This window comes from Clostridium sp. SGI.024 (assembly GCF_050315195.1).
Classification (GTDB): Bacteria; Bacillota; Clostridia; order Clostridiales; family Clostridiaceae; genus Clostridium.
Genome location: NZ_JBNPON010000033.1, coordinates 18,366 through 38,036 on the forward strand (window position 1 = coordinate 18,366; position 19,671 = coordinate 38,036).

A 19,671-nucleotide genomic window follows, 5' to 3' on the forward strand; every position below is an offset into this window, starting at 1 on the left:
TAATGCTAAAGGCTATTTTTATATTTTTATATTAATTTTAAAACTATAATATTGAATACATTGAAAGGTAGTACTAAAATTAGATAAGTAAAATATATAAATTATGTGAGGGAAAAATGAAATTAAGAACACCAGATTATTTTGATGAGTTTAAATGTATTGCTGATAAGTGTGAAGATACTTGCTGTGCAGGATGGGGAATAGTAATTGATGATAAAAGTTATGAAAAGTACTTATCAATTGAAGGAAAATTTGGAGAAGTATTAAGAAGTAAGATCGTACAAGATGAAGGTGAAAATGTCTTTATCTTAAATGGAGATAGATGCTCATTTTTAAATGATAATAATTTATGCGAAATATATAGTGAATTAGGGGGAGAAAACCTTTGCTATACTTGTAGACAATACCCTCGTTATTTGGAGGAGTTTGGAAACTTACGTGAAATTGGCTTATCTCTATCTTGTCCTGAATCAGCAAGAATTATATTGAGTAAATCAAGGATAGTTAATTTTAAACTATCAGAAATTGATGAAGAGGTTAGTGTTTATAATGATATAAATCCTAATATATATATTAATTTAATGCAATGTAGAAAAATAATATTTGATTTATTGCAAGACAGAAAAATAGAATTAATAGACAGATTAATACTAGCACTTATATTTGTAAATGAAATTCAAGAAAAAATAGATTCAAATGATATATATTTTATAAAAAATATAAAGGATAAATATATAAATAAAGAATTTATATATGAAAAGTTAAATTCATTTAATAAATATGATAATAAAATAGAAGAAAAGTATATAAACATACATAACATTATTAATATATTTAAAGATTTAAAACACCTTAAAGATAATGATATTTTAGGACTAGAAAATTCTTTAAGATACTTTTGGAAAGATCCTGAAGATATAAATGTTTATTCTGAACTGAATTTAGCCTTTAATACTTATTATAAGAAGAATGAATATAAGTTTGAGCAAATAGTTATTTACTATGTATATAGGTATTTTATGAAGTCGGTATTTGATTATGATGCTTTAGCAAAACTTAAGTTTGCCTTAGTAAGCTTTATAATTATAAAAGAATTATCTATAATTCGTTATTTAGAAAATAAAGAGTTTTTAGATGAAGACTTAGTAGATCTAGTTTATAAATATTCTAGAGATATAGAACATTTAGAAGAAAACATAGATATTTTAGAAGAATTATTTGAAACTAGAGATGAGTTTAGCGTTGATAATTTAATAATATGTTTATATAACTAGATAATGGAGCGCATTTAACAGCTCCATTTTAGCGTTACTAGTAATTACTTTTTATTGTTCTATATTTATAGTATAATAGTCATAAAACCTTAAGTTAAGAAGGTTTAAAGATAAATTAAGTTTGTGAGGTATAGAATATGTTAACTCCAATGATGAGACAATATTTTGAAATAAAAGAAAATTATAAAGACTGTATTTTATTTTTTAGGCTAGGTGATTTTTATGAGATGTTCTTTGAAGATGCCAAAATAGCATCAAGAGAATTAGAACTTGTACTTACTGGAAGAGATTGTGGTTTAGAAGAAAGAGCACCTATGTGTGGAATCCCTTTTCATGCAGCATCATCATATATAGCTAGGTTAGTGAATAAAGGATATAAGGTTGCTATAGGTGAGCAAGTAGAAGACCCTGCTGTTGCAAAAGGTATTGTTAAAAGAGATGTAATTAAAGTTATTACTCCTGGAACCTTCGTAGAGGCTTCAGAAGATAATGAATATAAAAATACTTATTTAATGTGTATAGTTGAAAGTAATGGTAGCTATGGTGTTTCAGTATCAGATATTTCAACAGGAGAATTTAAAGTTACATCATTTACTGCTATAAATGCTACATTATTGCTAGATGAAATAACAAAAGTTAATCCTAAAGAAATAATAGTGGATTATAACATAAGTGAGAGACTTTTATCAGAAATCACCTCTGTTTCACAAGCTTTAATTACAAAAAGAGATTTAGCTAAAGATATATGTACTGAAGAGGAACTTATAAATCAATTTTCTGAAGTATGTGTAGTAAATTTAAATGAATTATCTAAGTTAGTATCAAGATCATTACTTAAATATATATATGATACTCAAAAAATGACTTTAACTAATATTAATTTGCTTGAGTATTACGATATAGTAAACTATATGACTATTGATGGTAATTCAAGAAGAAATTTAGAATTAACAGAGAGCCTTAAAGAAAAATCAAAAAAAGGTAGCTTAATATGGGTTCTAGATAAGACTTCTACATCTATGGGAGGAAGGGCAATAAGAAAATGGATTGAGGAGCCTCTTATAGTTAAAAGTGAAATTGAAAAAAGATTAAATGGTGTAGAGGAGCTATTTAGTAATAATTATTTCAATGAAGATTTAAGGATATTATTAAAAGAAATATATGATATTGAAAGAATAGTAGGAAAAATATCTAATAAGAATGTAAATGCTAAGGATTTAATATCTCTACGTCATTCGATAGAAAAATTACCATCTATTAAAGAACATTTATCTAAAGCTAATTCATCTATATTAAAAGAATGGTTTAATGATTTAGATGAGTTATTAGATATAAAGGAATTATTATCAAAATCAATTTTAGATGAGCCATCTATATCTTTAAAAGAAGGAAATATAATCAAGGATGGATATAATGATGAAGTTGACAGTTTAAGAACTGCAAAGTTTCATGGTAAAGAGTGGATAGCAGCATTAGAAAATAGAGAAAGAGAATTTACAGGTATAAAATCTTTAAAAGTTGGATATAACAAAGTATTCGGTTATTATATAGAAATATCTAAAGCAAATTATGCTTCTATTCCAGAAGGAAGGTATATAAGAAAACAAACTTTAGCTAATGCAGAGAGATTTATCACACAAGAGTTAAAAGAAATGGAAGATAAGATATTAGGTGCTGAAGAAAAACTAATATCATTAGAATACAACTTATTTTTAGAAGTTAGAGAATTAATTGAAAAAGAAATACCTAGACTTAAACAAAGTGCTAGAATAATTGGTAATCTAGATGCTTTATCTACATTAGCGCTTATAGCACTAGAAAATGATTATGTAAAACCATTTGTTAATGATAATGGTATAATTGAAATAAAAGAAGGTAGACACCCAGTAGTTGAAAAAGTAATTGGTAATGGTGAATTTGTTTCAAATGATACATTATTAAATATTGATAATAATAGATTATTACTTATTACAGGACCTAATATGGCGGGAAAATCTACATATATGAGACAAGTAGCTTTGATTACACTTATGGCTCAAATAGGATCATTTGTTCCTGCAAAATCTGCTAATATTTCTATATGTGATAAGATTTTCACTAGAATTGGTGCATCAGATGACTTAGCAGGTGGAAAGTCAACATTTATGGTTGAAATGTGGGAAGTATCAAATATATTAAAGAATGCTACATCAAGAAGCTTAGTTCTATTAGATGAAGTTGGCAGAGGAACATCTACTTATGATGGGTTAAGTATTGCATGGTCAGTTATAGAGTATATATCAAAAAATAATAACCTTAAATGTAAAACCTTATTTGCTACTCATTATCATGAGCTTACTAAATTAGAAGGTAATATTGAAGGAGTTAAGAATTATTCAGTGGCAGTTTCAGAAGTAGATGATAACATAATCTTCTTAAGGAAAATAGTAGAAGGAGGAGCAGATCAATCTTACGGAATTGAGGTTGCTAAGCTTGCTGGATTGCCTAATGAAGTAATAAATAGGGCAAAGGAGATATTAGCTTCTCTAGAAGGAAATAAAGAAGAAATAAAACATATAGAAGTTATAAAAGAAGTCGCTATAGAGAAAGAAGAAAAGCCTAAAAAGAATAAGAAAAGTAATAAAGATGAAAATTATCAGTTAGATTTTACTATAATAGAGAAAGAAAACTTAATTAATTCTATAGCAGACTTAGACGTAATGTCATTAACTCCTATGGATGCAATGAATACATTATATAAATTAACTTTGGAAGCAAAGAAGCTAAAGTAGATTTTATAAGGGGGTAGAATATGAAGAGAATAAATATATTAGATGAGCATACCTCAAATAAGATTGCTGCAGGGGAAGTTGTAGAAAGACCTTCCTCTGTTGTAAAAGAACTTATGGAAAACTCTATAGATGCAGATGCAAAAAATATTACAATTGAAATAGAAGAAGGTGGAATATCATTAATAAGAATAATAGATGATGGATATGGTATTCATAGAGATGATATTAAAAAAGCATTCTTACCTCATGCAACCTCGAAGATAAAAGATGTAGATGATATTTATTCTATTATGACTTTAGGCTTTAGAGGTGAAGCTCTAGCATCAATAGCATCAATTTCAAAAGTAAGTTTGAAAAGTAAAATAGAAAATGAAGATTTTGGCTCAGAAATAATTATAGAAGGCGGAGAAATCATAAGTGTAAATGAAGTAGGAACCAATAAAGGTACTGTAATAGAAGTTAGAGATTTATTTTATAATGTACCTGCAAGAAAAAAGTTCTTAAAAACTGTTTCAAGAGAAGGCGCTTTAATTAGTGATATAGTTAATAGAATTGCTTTATCACATCCTGAAATTTCTATTAAGTTTTACAATAATGGTAAGAAGGTTTTACATACCTATGGTACAGGAAATTTAATTGATGTAATAAGAACTATATATGGTAAAAGTATTAGTGATAACTTAATTTATTTTGAGAATAAAGAAGAAGCTATATCTCTATATGGTTATATAGGTAAAGAGGAAATTTCAAGAGGATCAAGAAATAATCAAAGCATATTTGTTAATGGAAGATATATAAAAAACAAAACCATAGTTGCAGCAGTTGAAAATGCATTTAAATCTTTCGCAACAGTAAACAAATTCCCTTTCTTCGTTCTTTTTATAGAGCTTTATCCTGAATTTGTAGATGTGAATATACATCCAACAAAGGCTGAAATTAAGTTTAAAGAAGATAGAGGGATTTTTAAAAAAGTATTTGATTCAGTACATAAAGCTTTTAAGAATGAAGTGTTTGAAGATTTTTATATTCCTGAAGAGGAAATAAAAGAAGAAGAGGATACCCAAAAAATAGAGGAAATAAAATTTACAATTAAGGATATTAAAGAAGAGTTAAAGGAAGAGAATAAAAAAATACCTTATAAAGACTTAGAAAACATCACTTACGAAGAAGTGAAAAAAGAAGAAGAATTATATAAGAATTTAAAGGAATTATCAAATTCTATCAAACCAAGTTATGATAATTATGATAGTAAGCCTGTTATATATGAAGAAAAGAAAGAAATTAACGTATCTACTAATAATTTAGAAAAAAATAAAGTTGCAAAATTTCCTGATTTAAAAGTAATAGGTCAATTTAATAAAATGTACATTTTAGCTGAATACGAAGATATATTATATATAATTGATCAGCATGCAGCTCATGAAAAAATCTTATTTGAAAAGTATTTAAAGAATATAGAAGAGGGGGATATAGTAGTACAGCAACTCTTAGTTCCTATTTTAATAGATTTAACTACTGATGATTATTGTTATTATGATGAGAATTCTGAGATATTCTCTAAAGCTGGATTTATAATAGAAAACTTCGGTGGCAATACCATATCTATAAAGGAAGTTCCGTATTTTCTTGGCAAATTAGATGCTAGGAATTTATTTATGAATATATTAGATAATATTAAAAGCTTAGGAAGTGGTAAAACAACAGAAGTAAAATATAATAGGATAGCTACATTAGCTTGTAAGGCTGCTGTAAAGGCAAATAATTACCTTAATAATGCTGAAATGGAGAAATTAATAAATGATTTAAGATATTTAGATGATCCTTTCCACTGTCCACATGGTAGACCTGTTATTATAAAATTTACAAATTATGATTTAGATAAGAAATTTAGAAGAATAGTATAGGGAGTAGTAATGAAAAATAAAATATTAATTATAGCTGGCCCAACAGCAGTTGGTAAAACTAGCTTATCTATAAAACTTGCTAAAGAGCTAAATGGTGAAATAGTATCTACTGATTCAATGCAAATATATAAGTATATGGATATTGGCTCTGCTAAAATTACTAAAGATGAAATGGATGGGGTACCTCATCATATGATTGATGTAATTAATCCTAGCTCATCTTTTTCAGTAGCAGAGTATAAGGAAATTGCATCTAAATGTGTTGAAGATATTATATCAAGAAATAAGTTGCCTATATTAGTAGGTGGTACTGGTTTATATATAAATGCACTTACATGTAATATGAATTTTACAGAAGCAGATAGTGATGAAGAATATAGAAAAGAACTAGAAAAATTAGCAGATGAAAATGGAAATGAATTTATTCATAATATGCTTAAGGATATAGACCCTACAAGCTATAAAGAAATACATTTTAATAATAGAAAAAGAGTTATTAGGGCACTAGAAGTATATAAATTAACAAATAAACCTTTTAGCTCATTTAATTCTGGTGATGATTTTTATAATGGACCATATGATACAAGATATTATGTTATAAATATGGATAGAACTAAATTATATGATAGAATAAACTTACGAGTTGATATTATGATAAAAAATGGTTTAATTGATGAGTGCATAAAACTTAAGAAGATGGGGAATACTTCTCTTATGCAGTCGATGCAAGGAATAGGATATAAAGAGATTTTTTATTACTTAGATAATAAAATTTCTTATTCAGAGGCTATAGAAATGATAAAGCAGGGATCAAGAAATTATGCTAAAAGACAATTAACATGGTTTAGAAGAGACCCAAGAGCAATATTTCTAAATAAAGATAATATGACTGAAAAAGAAATTTTTGAAAGAATAGTGAGAGATCTAAGAGAATAAAATTCAAGACTTATTCTATAATACTTGGAGGTGTCTTATATGAATAAACAGCCTAATAATTTACAAGATATCTTTTTAAATGGAGCAAGAAAAAATAAAATTCAAGTTATAATTTATTTAACTAATGGCTTTCAATTAAAAGGATATGTAAAAGGGTTCGATAGCTTTACTGTTGTTTTAGATAGTGAAGGTAAACAAATGCTAGTGTATAAGCATGCAATAACAACAATAACTCCAGCAAAACCAATATTATTTAACAATGAAGAAGAGTAGGGAATTTATCCTACTTTTTCTTTTTGTATTGCTTAAGTGTTTGAAATAATAATAAAATATGATAATATTGTTTTTATGATAATATTTTATATGAAAAGAAGGGAGATTACATATTATTAACTAATATGTAGATTATAGTATGTTAAAACAAACCGAAGAGTTAATGATAAAAGATTTTAATTTTAAAGAGGGTACTTTTGAATTATATAAAAAGGCTTTAAATGATGTAGAAGAGGTATTTAGTAGTTATGATGAAATTAGGGAATATAATCAACTAAAAGTATTAAAAGCTTTTCAAGAAGAAAGAATAAGTGAATCACATTTTACTAATTCATCTGGTTATGGCTATGATGACATAGGAAGAGATTCTTTAGATAAAGTATATGCAAGAGTTTTTAATACTGAAAGCGCCTTAGTAAGACCTCATTTTGTTAATGGTACACATGCTATAGGTTGTGCATTAATGGGAAATTTAAGAACTGGAGACACTATGGTATGTATTTCAGGTGCACCATATGATACTCTTCATAATATTATTGGAATCAGTGGAAAAGAAAATATAGGTTCATTAAGAGAATATGGAGTTAATTATAAACAAGTTGACTTAAAAAATGGCAAATTTGATTTAGATAAAATTAAAGAGGTCTTATTAGAGGATAAAACTATAAAATTAGTACATATACAAAGAAGTACAGGTTATGGATGGAGAAATTCATTTTTAGTTAGTGAATTAGAAGAAGTAATAAAATTTGTTAAAGAAATAAGAAATGATGTAATAGTATTTGTAGATAACTGTTATGGAGAATTCATTGACTACGTTGAGCCAACAGATGTTGGAGCAGACTTAATTGCAGGTTCTTTAATTAAAAATATAGGTGGTGGAATAGCTCCTACAGGTGGATATATAGCTGGTAAATCTAAATATGTAGAACAAGCTGCTTATAGATTAACTACTCCTGGAATAGGAGGGGAATGTGGTTCTACCTTTGGAGTTGTAAGACAATTATATCAAGGACTTTTCTTAGCACCACATATTGCTATGGAAGCTGTTAAAGGAGCTGTATTTTGTTCTAGAATAATGGAACTTGCAGGTTTTGAAGTATTACCTAAATATAATGAAAAAAGAAGTGATATAATTCAAGCTATTAAATTTGGAGATAAAGATAAGTTAATTCAATTCTGTAAGGGTATACAAAAAGGATCTCCTATAGATTCTTTTGTTGAATGTGAACCATGGGCTATGCCAGGATACAGTGATGAGGTTATAATGGCTGCAGGTGCATTTATACAAGGTTCATCTATAGAGTTATCTGCAGACGCACCTATAAGAGAGCCTTATATAGCATATTTACAAGGTGGATTAACCTTTGATCATGCAAAGATAGGTATAATGATTTCTTTAAATAATATTCTTAATTTATAGAATAAAAAACTCTAGAGAAAAATTATCAATATTTTTCTCTAGAGTTTTTTTATTTATAAAATATAAATTTGTTTAATTCTAATTGGATAAAGTCTCCCATAAAATAATTCTTTATAATTACAAGTAAATATATAATATCTCTAACAGATATAATTGCTGCTGCTGATGCAATAGCATATAAATAGAGATTGAATTCTAAAATATAACTTGCTATTGTAGGAATAACAGCTAAAAGTATACATGGCACTAGTGAGGAAATAATTATTCTTATTTTAGAGATTTTAATTTTCGATTTTATGTTTATGTTCATAGTAAATGGGTTAATTACTAAATTTATATTATCTTTTTTGAATACCATTGGTAAAAATAATGCTTTAATTAAAGCGTATGGATATTCTATTACAATATAAGAAATAATTAGCAAAGCTAAAAATATCTTTCCTACTTTAATATATTCATCTCCTACAAAGAATAAACTATATCCTAATCCAAAGGCATATGCTATTGCTACTATTACTTTAAAGAAAAATATTAGAGTTGAATATTTACTTATATATATTATATTGTGATTATCTAAATAGTCTTCTGTTAAATCTTCATTATTTTTTGCTATAGAAATCTTCAATTTTTACCTCCTATAAAATAAAAAAAATAGAGTCATACATTATATTGTATGACTCATAATTTCTAATATGCTCTAAATAAACCAACTAATTTTCCAAGTATAATACAATCTTTTACAATAATAGGAGATAAGGTATCATTTTCAGGTTGAAGCCTAATATGATCCTTTTCTTTATAGAAAGTCTTGATTGTAGCTTCATTATCTATTAAAGCAACTACTATATTTCCGTTTTCAGCAGTTGGTGCTTTTTCTATAATTGCATAATCCCCATCATTTATACCAACATTTATCATACTATCTCCAGTTACTTTTAAAATAAATAACTCATCATTATGCTTAATATAATCTATTGGGATAGGGAAGGTATCTTCAATATTTTCAGTAGCTAATATAGGTGCTCCTGCTGTTACTTTTCCTACAATAGGTATATTTAACATTTCTTTTTTATTATTAGACATCTCTATGATTTCTAATGCTCTTGGTTTAGTAGGATCTCTTCTAATAAGGCCCTTTTTCTCTAATCTCTTCAAGTGTCCGTGCACAGTTGAAGTTGATCTTAAATTTACAGCTTCACATATTTCTCTTACGGAAGGTGGATATCCTTTATTTTCTGTATATATTTTTAAAAACTCATATATTTCTAACTGTTTATCGCTTACTTCCATTAATAAAACACCTCACTTTATTAGGCATATTATAACATAAAATATTTATAATATCAAACTTATGTTCTTTTTAGAGTTAAAACAGGAATAAAAATTGATTATTATTATTATATTTGATATAATATAATTTATTGTAAAAAATAGATTAAATAATAGGTGGTGTTTTCATGAATATAAATAAATACACTGATGATGATATATGTGATATATATCCTAATAGAATATGTGATAACTGTGGTGATTGTCTGAAAGAAGAAGGAATAGATGTTAGAGCTATAAGAATAGAAGATATAGCTAAAACTATTGAAGAAAATGAATTTTTAGAAGCAGAGTATAAGAGTATGCTGGAAGCTTTAAAGGAAGAAGCAAATATGGAAGAAAATAATGAAGATGTTGAAAAGCAAAATTTAGAATATATAGATGCTTTTGATAACATAGAATACATAGATGACTTAGATTTCTTAGCAGAAGATCTAGATGATTCTACAGAAGAATTATTTCCTGGATTTAGAGTTTTAAAGAAAAAATAATAAAGTAAAAAGGAGCTGTTTAGACGGCTCCTTTAAAACTTATTACATAGCTTGTCCATTAAATATTATTATACTTTTGATAGTGGGTTAGAGTTAACAGCATCCCTTAATATTTCCTCATCTACGTGAGTATAAATTTGAGTAGTAGATATATTTTCATGTCCTAAGATACTTTGTAAGCTTCTTATATCTACATTTCCGTGTTTATACATTAGGGTAGCAGCAGTGTGTCTTAATTTATGTGGTGTATATTTCTCATCCGTTAATCCAGAGTTTGAGATATGCTTTTTAACTAATAGTTCCACAGTTCTTTTATTTATTGGTTTAAAGCGGGAGGAGAGTAGTAGATACTCCTTATCCCCAGGAAGGCATTTCGAATCATCTCTAACCTTTAAATAATTATTAATAGCTTTAATACAGGCATCATTTAAATATACAGTTCTTTCTTTATTACCTTTTCCTATAATAGTTAAAGTATCACCTTTAATTTTATCAATTTTTATTCCACAAAGTTCTGAAAGACGCATTCCACAATTTAAAAATAACGTTAAGATACAATAATCTCTATAGTAGTTTTTACTTTTTTCATCCAATGAACTTAATAGGTTTAAACTTTCATCTAAAGTAAGATAAATTGGATGTCTTTTATTTATTTTAGGTGATTCTAAATCTAATGTAGGATTATCTTCTATTATTTTAGCTTTTCCTTGAAGGAACTTAAAATATGATTTTAATGCAGCAACTTTTCTTGCTCTTGCATAGTTTCCATTATTTCTTTGCTTTTCTGCAAAACTTAAAAATGCATATATATCTGTCAGCTTAATATTTCTTATAAAAGTATTATCAATATCTTTTATATCTATTTCATGAAATTCCAAGGAAGGATCAGTTACCAAACCTTTATATATTTTTAAAAACTTAAAAAACATAGATAAATCAATTTCATAACCTTTAATAGTATTAGGAGATTTTCCTTTAATAGTCTCTAAATAATTAAGAAAATCTACAATGGATTGTGGTAAATTTTTAATTTCAAGTTTTTCTATACCATATTTATTCATTAATGAATTACTAGTTGAAATTAAATTTTCGTCAGATTTCAAATTTAAATTTGATGAAGAATTCTTCTTTTGTAGTTTTTGACCTTTTTTAATGCTTCGACTTATTCCAAGTTCTTTTAACCATATTTGAATATTTCTAACACCAGTATCATATATTTCGGCTAGTTGTGTAGTTGATAGTTTATGTATTTCTACAAGTTTATAAAGATCCTCAATAATAAATTCATATCCACGATCTACACCTAAATTATAATAGTTAGAATAAATTAGATGTATTTTTTTCTTATCTTTATTAGTTAACTCAACATTTAAAAGTCTGTTAACATCATCACTGTAGTTAAAATCTTTATATTTATATGTTATTTTTCGCATATTAGACATTTTTTCACCTCATCAAATCTTTGTTAAGCCTTGATTTCATTATATCACAGCTATTTTTCATTTTCAATATTGCGAAATTCACTAAATGTATATTTAGCGAAATAATTTTAAAAGTTTTTTCTTTAAACAATAAAAACATATTAAATATTATGTAAAGTAAATTTATATAAGCAATGCATTTTATCATTGCTTATATAATTATATCTTTAAAGGTTGCTTTCTTATATTTATTTAAAATAATTCCCGAAGTACTTATTGGTTTTGCCTCCAATAAGTAAGGCCAGATATTTTGATTATATCCTGAAATTTTAATTATATTGTTATGATTTATAATAGAAAATTTTTCTTTCAAGTTTTTTAAGTTCCATAACTTGATTTTAGGATACTTAAAACCTGCTTTTAACCATTTTTCTATAAAATCTTCTGAAATATGAAAATCTATATCTTCCTCATCGTTATAAATAAATAATATTGATTTTGGAGCTGAATTTATATTTATGTTTTTCTTTAATAATGTGAACAAAAGTAAATCTAAGGCTGAGTTTAAATCAATATTAAAATTTGTGTATTTATTATATATAGATTTTATGTTATTAACAGAATTCGATTCTGTTAATTTATTAAATTTAGGATTTTTCTTAAAAGACATATAATAGTTTTTAAATACGTTCAAATTTATTTTTTTGTATAAAACGATTACAAATAAAAGTAAACTTTTAGCATCATTATTTTCATCATCTTTTAAGCCGTTTATAATAAGTGAATCTTCTAATATCTTTGCATCTTTAATAATTATATCAAATAAATATCTTTCTATTTTCTTATTTAATCTTTCTAAATCCATACCATCATTTAAATAACTAATTATTTTATTCGGCAGAAAATTTTTGCTATAATGTTCATTTTTAAAATACAAATTATATTTTTCATTATCATTTCTAAGGAAAGCTTTTTTATATTTTGTTAAAGCTATTTTAGAAAGACTTTCATAATTAATTTTCTGATATTGTTTTGATGTAAGAAAACTTTCTACCAAGTTAAGTTTTCTTCTTAAAGTTGATAATAATTTTCTGTATTCTTTTGATGAGTAATTTAATAGTATTCTTGTTTTACGCCCTAATGCTCTACTTTCTTTTGATGATGAATTTTCAGATTTTAACCATTTTCCTAAATTTGAAGGTTTATTTGAATTTAAATCTTTTTGAATTTGCATTTTAAATAAATTAACTACTTTACCTTCTAAAGGAGTATCAAATAAAGCGTATAAATCATCCCATCTTCCGTATTTTGGGATAATTCTTATATTTTTTTCTATAATATCTGGATTTTCTTTAGCTAAGTATTTTAGTAAGATTCTAAATATTCTACGCTCCCCTAATCCACCATTAATACTTCTTATAAAGAATAAAAACTTTATACTTTCTTCTTTGTTAAATAATAATATAAATTTGAATTTATCAATTATTTCGTTTTCAGAAGCATTTCTTAAATAAGATATATCTTTAATAAAATTCTCAATAGCTATTAGAGAGCTTTCTCCTTCATGGTCAAAGTCCATTTCCGAAAGTTTATATAATTCTTTTCTAATTTTACTTAAAACTTCAGACATAACCCCCTCCTTAAATTAGCAAGACACATAATAATAGATATATTAATTTAATATAAATTAAAGCTGTTCGTGTCTTAATCAAGATACACTTTTTTTCTGTGCTGTAAGTATCTTCGCAGTATTATTTTATTATAAAGATATAAATTTTAGAACTTTTATTGTTTTATTTAATTAATTCTTAATATTAGAAATTAAATTTCTTAAAATTAATTCAGATTTAGAACTTCCATTTTTAAAACATCTAATTTGTTTATAATCATTTCCATTTAAATTGAAGTCTACTACATCTATCTTTTCTCCTTCATATATTACTGGATCTTTTTTACCTTTTAAAAATACATATAATTTCATTTGTTTTTTCTCCTCATTAAATAAAAAAAGTGCTATAGTATATTATAACTATAACACTTTTTAAATAAATATTACAAATTATTTATTTAAAAATATTAAATGGCTTTCCTACTGGTAAGAAAACTTTGCCAAAATGTTTATTTAATACTGCTGCTCCACATCCATAAAAAGATACTAAAGCTATTCCAAGCTCAGAATATGCAGCAAGATTATGAGCAAAATGTGGTACGATATTAAATGAATTTAATGTTAATCCTATAAATAAGAAGTCTATTAAAACAAATATCGTAAATAAAACTTTGTGAGTTTCCATAGCTCCAATAGTCATAAATATTGTAAATATTAAGTATGCTAAGAAAGCAAAACCTAATTGTTTACTATCTGCTGAAAGAGCTAATTTCTCTCCAAAAACACCATTTTGTATTAACCAAGTCATTCCCATTGCATACCAAAAAAATGCATATGCTCCAAATGCAGTAGCACCAAAAGTATTATTATGCTTAAAGTCATTTATACAAGCAAATAATTGAGCAGTAGCTCCTAAGAATATAGCCCAAGGTAATACTAACGATACTCCACTTGTTAATCCTAATTTTTGAGATGATGCTACTAATGTAATTACAGCTAATCCAAATAATCCTAAGGCTGATGGGTCAGCTACTAAGATTTTTACTTCTTTTGTTCCTTCCATTTTGTCCTCCTATGTATGTATATATAATAACCTTTAAAAGATTATCAAATTATAAGAGTGTTGTCAATGAACTAAATGTAAAGATTAATATTTTATTCTGGAAATATTAACATCACTAACTAAGTTCTTAAAGCTATACATTATTAATACTTTATCAAAATCATTATTATTATAGAAATCATTAAAACTCCCTATAAAACTTCTCAAATCTACTATATAAACTTCGTTATAATTATTGACTAAAAACTGAATAAATGAATTAGCATAAGAATCTTTTATAACTAATATTTTTGAATTATCTTTTAAAGAGTTATTTTTAATGATAGTTAGTCCGTTGTTTCCTCTTAAAAAAGCTGAATATTTATCACTACTACTCCACTTAGAATTATCATTTAATCCATCTACTTCTACTCCATCTATGCTTACTTTAATATTATTAATATCATAAAACAGTATATAATCTTCTTTTACGTTAAAATTCTTAGATTTTGAGAAGTATGTACCTAGAAAACCATCTGCTCTATTTTCATTTAAATCAGTAATATCAATAGGAGGTATATTATTTTCATTTACAAATTCCTTATAAGCTAAATATGCACCAAAAGAAGTCCAGTGATGGTCAGTTTTATAGTATATATATCTTTCTTTATTACTAGTAAGTGTGTCTATTATATTAACTACTTTTACATTATTTAATTTATTAAACTCTTCATTTATATTATTTATGTATTCAATCTCATTCACTAAATTGACGCCATAGGGTAAAAACTCTGGATATATACTAAAAGATTCAGGTATTATCATAATATTGAAATCAGAGTTATTTTCTGATATAAAACCTTTTAGCGTATTAATATTCTTATTTAAATTTATATCATCTATAGTATCAAACTTATCAAATAAAAAATTATTATCCCCATAAATAATTCCGTTATTTTCCTTCTTACCTAAGGAAAACTCACAAAAAGATTTTATGTTTATCCATGAATTTCTTAAAAAAAATTGATCATTTATGTATCTCTCATAATCTTTAAAGTATCTGCCTACTTTAAAATCATCATAATAAAATTCCGGTTTCTGTGCTAAGGATCTATTTTCAAATATAGAAAATTCAATATCTTTATTTGATATATCAATTATACTAATTAGTAAAATTAATGATATTATAGAAAAACTTATAGGATATTTCTTTATAAAGTTCATAATTTATAACTCCAGTTAAAATCTAAAATATAAAAATGGATTGTATGTACTATCTACTAAATAAGCAATTGATAAAATGAAGATAGTTACAATTATAATTGATTTTATTGCTTTATTCATTTTCATATATACCTTTAAAATTAATGGTGTTGAACATATGAAACATATAATAAAAACTACAAAATAATTATTAAAATAATAAATCCAATCAAGTGTAAAGTTAAAAGAAAACATTCTCCTTATATAAATACTTAATAAGCTTATATCATCAATTGCAAATATGGTCCATCCAATTAACAAGAAAAAGCTAGTATAAATATGAGAAAAAACTTTATTTTTATCTAGGATTATATTGAGAAATCTCTTTTCTAAATATATTAATAAAAAGAAGAATAATCCCCAAAGTATAAAGGTATATTCTGCTCCATGCCAAAATCCTGTTAAAAACCATAATATAAAAAGATTAAAGAAAAATCTTTTCTTATTAACTCTATTTCCTCCTAATGGTATATAAATATATTCTTTAAGCCAGGAACCAAGTGTTATATGCCATCTACGCCAGAATTCACTAATACTCCTAGATATATAAGGAAAATTAAAGTTTTTAGGGAAATTAAATCCTATAACTCTACCAAGCCCTATAGCCATAGATGAGTATCCACTAAAATCAAAATATATTTGAAATGAAAATGCTAATATTCCTATCCAAGCTAAGGGCATAGATATATCATTTATATTTTGAGAGTATATTTCAGTCCAAAGCATACCTATATTATTAGCAATTAATACTTTTTTACCTAGACCTAGTATAAATTCTTCTAGACCAACTTCAAAATTATCCAAGGAATTAGTACGTTTCTTTATATCTTTACTAATGTCTGTATATTTTACTATTGGTCCAGCAATGAGCTGAGGAAATGATGAAACAAAGGCACCAAAGTCAATTATATTCCTTTCAGCTTTAATCTTTCCTTTAAATACATCAATAGAATAAGATAAGGTCTGGAAAGTATAAAAGCTTATACCTAATGGTAATGATAATTTTATGCTTTTTATAGAAGTAGAAAATATTAAATTTATATTATCTATAAAAAAGTTAAAATACTTAAAGAAAAATAACATTCCCATATTGAAAATTATAGAAATCAAAAGAAAATATTTACACTTAGTCTTATTTGTAAAATTATTTTCTATTGCTATTGCTACAAAATAGTCAACTACTATAGAAGCAATCATAAGTGGAAAGTATATAGGCTCCCCCACAGTATAAAATATTAAACTAAAGATAAGTAAAGTAAAGTTCTTATATCTTTCTGGCATAATAAAATATACTATTAGAAAAATAGGTAAAAATCTAAATATAAAAATTAAGCTACTAAATACCATAATATCCTTTCTAAAAAAGCCAGATAAGAAATTATTCTTATCTAGCTTTTAAATTTATTATTCAAAACATTCATCAACAGCAGCTTCTGCAGCTTTAACATCCTTATTAACTAATAATATAACGTAATTACCTTTTTCCTTAAAAATAGCCTTTTCTAATTTTTCTTTTTGATCTGGTAAATAAGCATTTTCTCTTTCTGTATCTAACATTTTTTGTAATGAAGCTTTTACAGAGTCTATTTTACCGTCTTTAGCTTTTACTACTACTGCCATATCAGCTGAGTTAATTATCATTGCCTTTATAATTCCAAAGTCCTCTACATCTTCTAAGTTAAGATATGCTAAGTCCTTAGCCATTTCTTCATCTAATTCCATAGGCATTTGCATTGGAGCCTTTTCTTCAACATTCTTAACTACATCCATTGCAGTTAATCCTTCCTTTAGTTCATTACCTTTTGTATTGCTATTAGTACATCCAATAAATGAAATACATAATATTGAAATAAATAATACTTTTAAAAGTTTCTTCATGTTGTATCTCCTTTTAGTCATAATTATAGTATTTTTACACAAATATTATACTATATTTACAATAAACATAAAAGTAATTATTAATTTTTTTTATATTCATTTATTTTTCTATTTATATCCTCTAAATACTCTAATCTTTCATATTTTAATAGTAATTCTTCTTCTAAGGATTCTTTTTCTTGAATTAACTCATTTAATGCACCATAATTTGTTGAATTCTTAAGCATTTTATTTTCAACTTCAGTAATATTATGTTCTAATTTTTCTATAATATCATATATTTCTTCAAACTCCTTTTGCTCCTTAAATGTAAACTTTGGTCTAGTATCTTTACTCTTATAGCTTTTATCTATTTGCTTCTTATCATTGGTATTTGTAGTTAATGTATTATTAGCTTCTTCATATTCTTTGTAAATTAAATAATCACTATAATTACCTACATATTGTTTTATTATTCCATTACCTTCATATGAGAAAATCTTATTACAAAGTCTATCTAAGAAATATCTATCATGAGATACTATAATTACTACTCCAATAAATTCATCAAGAAAATCTTCTAATATTTTTAATGTTTCAATATCCAAATCATTTGTAGGCTCATCTAAAATAAGAACATTTGGAGATTCCATTAAAATTCTTAATAAATGTAGTCTTCTTCTTTCACCACCAGAAAGTTTTTCAATTGGTGTATACTGTAATGTACCGTCAAATAAAAATCTTTCTGCCAATTGAGAAGCTGTTATAGTATATCCATCTTCAGTTGGAATATTTTCTCCGCCATCTTTTATATAATCTATAGCTCTTTGATTTAAATCCATATGAGTATTATCTTGAGAAAAAGTCCCTATACTAACTGTATCACCAAGTTCAATTGTTCCATGATCTGGCTTTACAATACCTGTTATCATATTTATTAATGTAGTTTTACCAACTCCATTTTTACCAACAATACCAATTCTATCATTCTTAGAAAAAATATAGCTTAAATCTTTAATTAAAGTTTTTTCACCATAAGATTTTGAAAGATTATTAATTTCTATTATCTTTTTACCTAATCTTCTACCTATAAAAGGCAGCTCTATATCTGTATTAACTGATATACTTTCAGTATTAACTAAATCTTCGAATCTTTGTAATCTTGCTTTTTGCTTAGTAGTTCTTGCTTTAGCACCTCTTCTAACCCATTTTAATTCCTTTAGTATAAGTTTTTGTCTTTTTTCCTCTTGAGCTGCTTCTACTTGCAATCTTTCAGATTTCTTTTCTAAGAAATCACTATAATTACCCTCATATTGATAAAGGGAGCCCCTATCTAATTCTATAATCTTATTTGTTACTCTATCTAAAAAATACCTATCATGAGTTATCATAATTAAGGCACCTTTTCTATTATTTAAATATTCTTCTAACCATTCTATAGAATCTGAATCAAGATGGTTAGTTGGTTCATCTAATACTAATAATTCGCATGGAGTTATTAAAGAAGAAGCAAGAAATACTCTTTTCTTTTGTCCACCAGATAGTTCAGACATTTTTTGATTAAAATCCTTAATACCTAGTTTTGTTAATATATTTTTAGCATCACTTTCTAAATCCCAAAGATTCATGGTATCAATCTTGCTTTGCACCTGTATTAATTTATCATTTAAAGATGTATCAAATGTAACTCTATCTAATAAATCTTCATATTCCATTAAAAGCTGCATCTCAGGAGTATCTCCTTTAAATATTTGTTCTAATACAGTTGAATTATTGTCATATACTGTTTCTTGTGCTAAATACTCTATTCTAATATTCTTTCCCTTTATAACCTTACCATCGAAGAATTCATCTCTACCAGTTAATATTTTAAGTAAGGTAGACTTTCCAGCTCCATTTAAACCAATTAAACCAATTTTATCACCATCATTAATATTTAAATCAACATTTTTTAACAATACTTTTTCACTATAGGTCTTATTTATATTTTCCAATGTAATTAAATTCATATCAGTCTCCTTATTTTTATCTATTAGTTTATATGTATATTTTAATTAAAAAAATAAGCTTAGACAACT

Annotated in this window: 17 protein-coding genes; 7 read left to right on the plus strand and 10 right to left on the minus strand. The window is 25.7% G+C overall.

Annotated features, from left to right (window positions below; translation table 11 throughout):
* Positions 1-116 precede the first annotated feature (116 nt).
* From fliB to ACQRD5_RS10320, 6 genes are all read left to right on the plus strand, one after another.
* On the plus strand, positions 117-1,274 hold the full coding sequence (fliB, locus tag ACQRD5_RS10295; RefSeq protein ID WP_308780345.1) for a flagellin lysine-N-methylase: 1,158 nt from the start codon (positions 117-119) through the stop codon (positions 1,272-1,274).
* Positions 1,275-1,411: 137 nt separating this feature from the next.
* Positions 1,412-4,045, plus strand: a complete 2,634-nt coding sequence (gene mutS, locus ACQRD5_RS10300; RefSeq protein ID WP_294169691.1) for a DNA mismatch repair protein MutS — start codon at positions 1,412-1,414, stop codon at positions 4,043-4,045.
* 20 nt (positions 4,046-4,065) lie between these two features.
* Positions 4,066-5,949, plus strand: coding sequence for a DNA mismatch repair endonuclease MutL (gene mutL, locus ACQRD5_RS10305; protein ID WP_320901755.1), 1,884 nt, complete (start codon positions 4,066-4,068; stop codon positions 5,947-5,949).
* Positions 5,950-5,958: 9 nt separating this feature from the next.
* Entirely contained in the window at positions 5,959-6,885 is a 927-nt protein-coding gene (gene miaA, locus ACQRD5_RS10310) for a tRNA (adenosine(37)-N6)-dimethylallyltransferase MiaA (RefSeq protein WP_294169279.1), read from the plus strand.
* A 39-nt stretch (positions 6,886-6,924) separates the two neighbouring features.
* The gene (gene hfq / locus ACQRD5_RS10315; protein ID WP_291625825.1) at positions 6,925-7,158 is read left to right on the plus strand and encodes an RNA chaperone Hfq; all 234 of its coding nucleotides are present in this window, start codon (positions 6,925-6,927) and stop codon (positions 7,156-7,158) included.
* A 139-nt stretch (positions 7,159-7,297) separates the two neighbouring features.
* Positions 7,298-8,581, plus strand: a complete 1,284-nt coding sequence (locus tag ACQRD5_RS10320; RefSeq protein WP_294169277.1) for an aminotransferase class I/II-fold pyridoxal phosphate-dependent enzyme — start codon at positions 7,298-7,300, stop codon at positions 8,579-8,581.
* Between the two features lie 49 nt (positions 8,582-8,630).
* Here ACQRD5_RS10320 and ACQRD5_RS10325 read toward each other — a convergent pair whose 3' ends face one another.
* Positions 8,631-9,206, minus strand: coding sequence for a metalloprotease family protein (locus ACQRD5_RS10325; protein ID WP_294169275.1), 576 nt, complete (start codon positions 9,204-9,206; stop codon positions 8,631-8,633).
* Between the two features lie 62 nt (positions 9,207-9,268).
* Positions 9,269-9,871: a transcriptional repressor LexA gene (lexA, locus tag ACQRD5_RS10330; RefSeq protein ID WP_291625828.1), complete on the minus strand. Its 603-nt coding sequence runs from the start codon at positions 9,869-9,871 to the stop codon at positions 9,269-9,271.
* A 167-nt stretch (positions 9,872-10,038) separates the two neighbouring features.
* On the opposite strand from lexA, the gene ACQRD5_RS10335 reads away from it, so the two are divergent.
* On the plus strand, positions 10,039-10,401 hold the full coding sequence (locus tag ACQRD5_RS10335; RefSeq protein ID WP_294169273.1) for a hypothetical protein: 363 nt from the start codon (positions 10,039-10,041) through the stop codon (positions 10,399-10,401).
* A gap of 68 nt (positions 10,402-10,469) precedes the next feature.
* Here the strand turns inward: ACQRD5_RS10335 and ACQRD5_RS10340 are convergent, their stop codons facing one another.
* From ACQRD5_RS10340 to ACQRD5_RS10375, 8 genes are all read right to left on the minus strand, one after another.
* On the minus strand, positions 10,470-11,462 hold the full coding sequence (locus ACQRD5_RS10340; protein WP_294169283.1) for a tyrosine recombinase XerC: 993 nt from the start codon (positions 11,460-11,462) through the stop codon (positions 10,470-10,472).
* 571 nt (positions 11,463-12,033) lie between these two features.
* Complete coding sequence (locus ACQRD5_RS10345) at positions 12,034-13,452, minus strand: DUF2828 family protein (RefSeq protein ID WP_291625830.1); 1,419 nt, start codon at positions 13,450-13,452, stop codon at positions 12,034-12,036.
* A gap of 171 nt (positions 13,453-13,623) precedes the next feature.
* On the minus strand, positions 13,624-13,803 hold the full coding sequence (locus ACQRD5_RS10350) for a hypothetical protein (RefSeq protein WP_291625831.1): 180 nt from the start codon (positions 13,801-13,803) through the stop codon (positions 13,624-13,626).
* An 82-nt stretch (positions 13,804-13,885) separates the two neighbouring features.
* Complete coding sequence (locus ACQRD5_RS10355) at positions 13,886-14,494, minus strand: acetate uptake transporter (RefSeq protein WP_291625832.1); 609 nt, start codon at positions 14,492-14,494, stop codon at positions 13,886-13,888.
* An 84-nt stretch (positions 14,495-14,578) separates the two neighbouring features.
* Positions 14,579-15,697: a DHHW family protein gene (locus tag ACQRD5_RS10360; RefSeq protein WP_291625833.1), complete on the minus strand. Its 1,119-nt coding sequence runs from the start codon at positions 15,695-15,697 to the stop codon at positions 14,579-14,581.
* 15 nt (positions 15,698-15,712) lie between these two features.
* Positions 15,713-17,083, minus strand: coding sequence for an MBOAT family O-acyltransferase (locus tag ACQRD5_RS10365; protein WP_291625834.1), 1,371 nt, complete (start codon positions 17,081-17,083; stop codon positions 15,713-15,715).
* A 57-nt stretch (positions 17,084-17,140) separates the two neighbouring features.
* Positions 17,141-17,614 (minus strand): DUF4358 domain-containing protein, encoded by a 474-nt coding sequence (locus ACQRD5_RS10370; protein ID WP_291625835.1) that lies wholly within the window; start codon positions 17,612-17,614, stop codon positions 17,141-17,143.
* Between the two features lie 80 nt (positions 17,615-17,694).
* Positions 17,695-19,602, minus strand: coding sequence for an ABC-F family ATP-binding cassette domain-containing protein (locus ACQRD5_RS10375; RefSeq protein ID WP_294362981.1), 1,908 nt, complete (start codon positions 19,600-19,602; stop codon positions 17,695-17,697).
* Positions 19,603-19,671: the final 69 nt, after the last annotated feature.